8 protein-coding genes are annotated in these 4,577 nt (G+C 61.8%); 6 read left to right on the forward strand and 2 right to left on the reverse strand.

All coding sequences use genetic code 11. The annotated features are described in order from the left end of the window. The first annotated feature begins 166 nt into the window (after positions 1-166). The 6 genes from AC06FE_RS19445 to AC06FE_RS19470 all read left to right on the forward strand — a co-directional run bounded on the left by AC06FE_RS19445 (position 167) and on the right by AC06FE_RS19470 (position 3,751). Positions 167-412 (forward strand): hypothetical protein, encoded by a 246-nt coding sequence (locus tag AC06FE_RS19445; protein WP_478073977.1) that lies wholly within the window; start codon positions 167-169, stop codon positions 410-412. Between the two features lie 24 nt (positions 413-436). Continuing rightward, entirely contained in the window at positions 437-574 is a 138-nt protein-coding gene (locus AC06FE_RS19450; protein WP_446541783.1) for a capsid protein, read from the forward strand. Between the two features lie 44 nt (positions 575-618). Continuing rightward, a complete protein-coding gene (locus AC06FE_RS19455) occupies positions 619-777 on the forward strand; it encodes a capsid protein (protein WP_478073978.1) in 159 nt (52 codons plus the stop codon). Positions 778-844: 67 nt separating this feature from the next. Beyond that, entirely contained in the window at positions 845-2,086 is a 1,242-nt protein-coding gene (locus AC06FE_RS19460) for a hypothetical protein (RefSeq protein ID WP_478073979.1), read from the forward strand. Then, the gene (locus tag AC06FE_RS19465; protein ID WP_478073980.1) at positions 2,083-2,412 is read left to right on the forward strand and encodes a phage coat protein; all 330 of its coding nucleotides are present in this window, start codon (positions 2,083-2,085) and stop codon (positions 2,410-2,412) included. Before AC06FE_RS19460 ends, AC06FE_RS19465 begins: the two co-directional genes overlap by 4 nt. 1 nt (position 2,413) lies before the next feature. Further along, a complete protein-coding gene (locus AC06FE_RS19470) occupies positions 2,414-3,751 on the forward strand; it encodes a zonular occludens toxin domain-containing protein (RefSeq protein WP_478073981.1) in 1,338 nt (445 codons plus the stop codon). A 17-nt stretch (positions 3,752-3,768) separates the two neighbouring features. Here AC06FE_RS19470 and AC06FE_RS19475 read toward each other — a convergent pair whose 3' ends face one another. Continuing rightward, complete coding sequence (locus tag AC06FE_RS19475) at positions 3,769-4,152, reverse strand: hypothetical protein (protein WP_478073982.1); 384 nt, start codon at positions 4,150-4,152, stop codon at positions 3,769-3,771. Positions 4,153-4,232: 80 nt separating this feature from the next. Beyond that, entirely contained in the window at positions 4,233-4,577 is a 345-nt protein-coding gene (locus AC06FE_RS19480; protein WP_478073983.1) for a DUF3653 domain-containing protein, read from the reverse strand.

Genomic DNA, 4,577 nt, shown 5'->3' on the forward strand with positions numbered 1-4,577 from the left:
TATCACGCTGCAGCACGAGGAAGGCGACAAGGCTCTGCCGGTGGGTAAGTACGAGCCCAAGCCGTCGGCCTACTGGGTGGGCGATTTCGGTGCGCTTTCGATCAGCACCCGTGCCAAGCATTGGGAGGCCGTGAAGGCTCCTGCGCTCGCCAAGGCGAGCTAACCCATGGCCCTGTGCGTAGCCCTCGCCCAGGACGGCACGTTGATCCCAACCGGGCAACCGGTGGGGGAGTGCACGGGCTACGTGCTGTTGTCCAGCAGCGAACACGCTGTTTACGGGCTCATCAACCAAGCATTTGCGATGCCCACGCCGGAACAGGCAGCGGGTTGGTTCGTCGGCTCTGCCGGCGCGGTCATCGGATGGTTTGTCGTCGCGCGCATCGCCGGCCGCGTGGCGGCTTTCTTCAAGTAGCCGGCATCAATCAGGAGAAGAGCAATGGATTTTTCGGGCATTTTGGACGGCCTGTCGGCCACCACCGCAACCACCGCGATCATCGGCGCTGCCGCACTGATCGCACTGGTCGGCTTCGCCGGCTGGGCGTCGAAGAAGGTGGCCGGTTTCTTCGGTCGCTGATCCACCGGGGGCGGTTCGCCGCCCCCTTCTTTTTGGGAGGACGTATGGATTTCCAGAGCATCTACGCGAGCGTGGAACCGGCTGTGGCCGCGCTGGCCGTGTTGGGTGCTGCGGCCATCTATGCGCAGATCAGTTTTTTCTTGTGGGCTGCCCCGAAGGTGGCTCGCTTCTTCACCACACGCTACGTCAGGGGGAAGCTGTGATTCTTTGCCTGTTCTGCGGATTCCTGGGCATGGCCTGCGGCGTTGCCGCCGTGAAGGGGCTGGACGCATGATCCGGTTCGTTCTGGTGATGCTGATGGCCCTTGCTGGCATGGCGGTCGTGCCGGCGGCATCTGCTCAAACGGGAACCTTTCGCTACCCGGATCAGGGCGCGGCGTATTCGGCCTGTTTGGCCGCCAAGCAGCTTGCAATAGCGAAGGGGTATGAAGGCTATTTGACGGCTGACGGCAAGTGCACGATCCAAGCTGCCGCGAGCACTGATCCGTTCTATCGCTGTCGTGTCGGGCTGTCGGGCGGCTTTCCTTGTGACAAGGACTACCCGGAAATCTTCAAGTGGCAGCAGTCGGGAGCATGCTCGACGCGCACCGATATGCTCAATGTCCGATACAACGGCGGCGGTTCCATGTGCTCCGGTGGCTGCACGTATGCGCCTGTGATTGGGGCAGGGGAGAGCAATCGTGTTGTGAAGGTGAAGTCCAGCACGGGTGGCTCATACGAGGTGACAAAGGCGGATCGCATGGCCCCCACGGGCGAGGCCTGCACCGTCAGCAAGGAAACGCCCGAAGTGTTCAACGGTGACGATCAGTGCTTTCAGGACCCCAAGCTGACCCAGTGCGTCAAGCAGGATGGGACCATCTGCGCCGGCAAGAACAAACAGTTCTGCTGGTCGCCGGGTGAGCACGGCATCAAGACCTCGGGTAACGAAGCGGCCTCGCTAGTGCCGGAAGGGAAGAACGCGAACCTGCCTCCGGTGGCCCCAAAAAACGGGGGCGAGTGGGAGAAGGTCGCTGATGCGTTAGTGACAATCGCCGAGAACAAGAGCGGCAATAGCACCACCAACAACAGCACCTTGAACAACTACGAATCCAGCTACGGCGGTGGCGGAAATGGCGCATCGGGCAACGGTGCCAGCGGGGAAGGTAATGGCGGCTCTGGCGATGGAACGGGGAGCGGCAACGGGGATGGGGAGGGCGGCGACGGTGATGGTGCGGGCGCACCGGGACAGGGCGTTGGTGACCTCTATACCAACAGTGGCAAGACCGTTGCCGGCGTATTCGGCGAGTTCAAAGCCCGTGTCGGCAACTCGCCATTGATCGCGGCCACCCGAGCGTTCTTTACCGTGAATGCATCTGGTGGATGCCCTGTGTTCACCGTGCCGGCTTCCGCCTATTGGGAGTCCATGACCTATGACGCGCACTGCTCGGGTGACTTCCTAGCGGCGCTGCGTTCCATTGGCTGGGTGTTGATGGCTATCGCGGCGCTCGCTGCGGCGTACTGGGCATTGTCATGATCCCGATGCAGGCAGGTTGGCTTACCGACTTCACGAACTGGCTGCGTGAGCTCGCGCAGAAGTTCTGGAAAGCCATTGAGGACTTCGGCAATGACCTGATCGTCATTGCCATTTCGAAGGTGCTGGAGGTGGTTGCGCTGGCGTTCGAATCGTTGCCGGTGCCGGACTTCATGACCCAGTACAACATCGGCACGCTCCTGGGCAACGCCGGCCCGACTGTTGGGTGGTTCGTCCAGACCTTCAAGATTTCGGAGTGCATGGCGATTCTCGCCGGAGGCGCGGTGTTCAAGATCACGCGCAAGATCGTTACGTTCGGGAAGTGGTGACATGCTCGTATTCAACGAAGGCGTGCCGCGCGCCGGCAAGAGCTATGACGCGGTAAAGAGCCATATCCTGCCCAGCCTGAAGAAGGGCCGTAGGGTGTTCGCAAGGCTCAATGGGTTGGATAAGCCCAAGATCGCCGAGTACCTGAAAATGCAGCTGTCCGACGTGGATGCGCTGCTCACGCTGGTGGATACCAAGGATGTGCGGACCATGTTCGCCTGTGTCCAGGACGACACGGGCAAATGGTGCATCCCTGATGAGTTCAAAGACGCATTGGTCGTGATCGATGAGGTCCACGAGTTCTACGTCAATGAGCGCTTGCCGCTGCCGGCACCCATCGAGAATTTTTGGGCGCTGCTGGGTCAAAACGGTGGCGATGCGGTCATCATGACCCAGTGGATTAACCGGGTGCATCAGGCCATCCGGGCTCGCATCGAGCGCAAGAACGTGTTCCAGAAGCTGACCGCGATCGGCTTCAAGAACAAGTACCGCGTCACCTACTTCCACACCACCAGCCCGGGCAAGTACGAGCGCGTGGGCGGTAAGACGGAGAAGTACGACCCGGCCATCTATCCGCTCTATCACGGCTACGCGCCGGGCTCGGAAAACACCGAGGTCTACGAGGAAGGCGCAACCAACGTGTGGTTGGCCATGGCACCCAAGGCGGCGATGTTCGGCATTGCCGGCATTGTGGGCGCTTACTTCTTCCTGAGCTTCTTTTTCGACTTCGGCAAGGCGAAGGAGAAGCCCGCTGAGGCGGTCGCCGAGACTCAGGCTGACCCGGTGCTGGTGTTCGATGAGAACGGCCAGTACGTGCGCACTGAGGGGCAGGGCGGGGTAGTGGCGGCAGGGGCCAATGCCGTGGAGAAGGTCAAGCCGGATCCGTACAAGGATCTGACGCCGGATCAGCGCTATATCGCCGAGCTGAAGGAGCGCGGGCGCGTGCGCTTGGCTGCCCGTGCCGACGTCGGGGAGCGCACCCGCGGCTGGGTGGAGTGGATAGACAACTCCGGAGAGACCATTGAGTACATGGACGTGGCTGCGGTTGAGGCGCTCGGCTACATCGTGTCCTGGGCACCGTATGGCGTGCGGTTGGAAGCCGGCAGCCACGTCATCATCGCCACGCCGTGGCCGCACAAGACACCCGTCCGTGAGAGCGAGCAGCGGCTTTACAACCTCAGCCCAAGCGGCGGTGCTGGCATTGCGAGCGGAGCGAGTGAGGCCGGCACCGCTGCGCCGGGCGTGACCATTCGGCATGCAGCGGGCCAGCGTGCGGACGTGTTTCCGCGGAATCCGGCGGTCACGATTGGGACGTACACGCCGGCAACGTCCACCCTTTAAAGTGACGTGTCACTAAATTAACAGCGTTCGCCCGGGACGTTTTCCCATGCGCCGTTCACTTTACGGAACGGGATATGGTCGATGCAGCGCCACGTTTTGCGTTCGCGCTCCTGTTCTTCCAGCCACCTAGCTAACTCGGCTTTACGTGCGGCAACGATCAGCTGGATTTCGGCCTCATGGGCGCGCGCGTCGGCCTCGGCCCGTGCCAGAGTTTGAGCGGAAACTGCCGGGGCCGGCTTTGGCTGGGCAAAACGCTGGTTCCATGCGACTTGCGTGTCCACGTGCTGCTTGATTGTGAAGGCTGCCAACGTGAGCAGGATTGCGGCGATGAACGTCAGCCACGGAAAGCTCCAGCGGCGTGACTTGATCGGCGGCAAGTATTCTGGCCGTTCTCGTTCCATGAAACCCCCTAGATTTCGTCCTGCGCGCATTGTAGCCGGGGGTGTAGGGGCGAGCAGCCCCTACGGTGACGCTCCACGCTTCACCCGCGTGCAGAGCGTTTCAGCGCCGGTAGCATCGGGACCACCGGGCATGGCTCCGCGTTGTGACGCACACCACCACGCAAACCGCGCTTTTCCTGATCGAGCAGGCGGCGGTACTCCTGGGCAAGTGCAGCAGTCAGGCCGAGCCACGCAAGGTCTTCCGGCAGCAGCTCACGGCCCTCGGGCGTTACGAGACGGCCACCCTTAAACGCGAAACCGGCCCAAGGGCCGGTCAGTTTGCGATCACGCATGTTGCAAACTCCATGTCGGGGGCCGTCGTCGCAGCAGGAGCCGTGCCATCGAGCTGGCCACCAATGTCCGAACAAGACGAACATAATATACAT

This window comes from Stenotrophomonas sp. Steno-C18, from assembly GCF_056393195.1.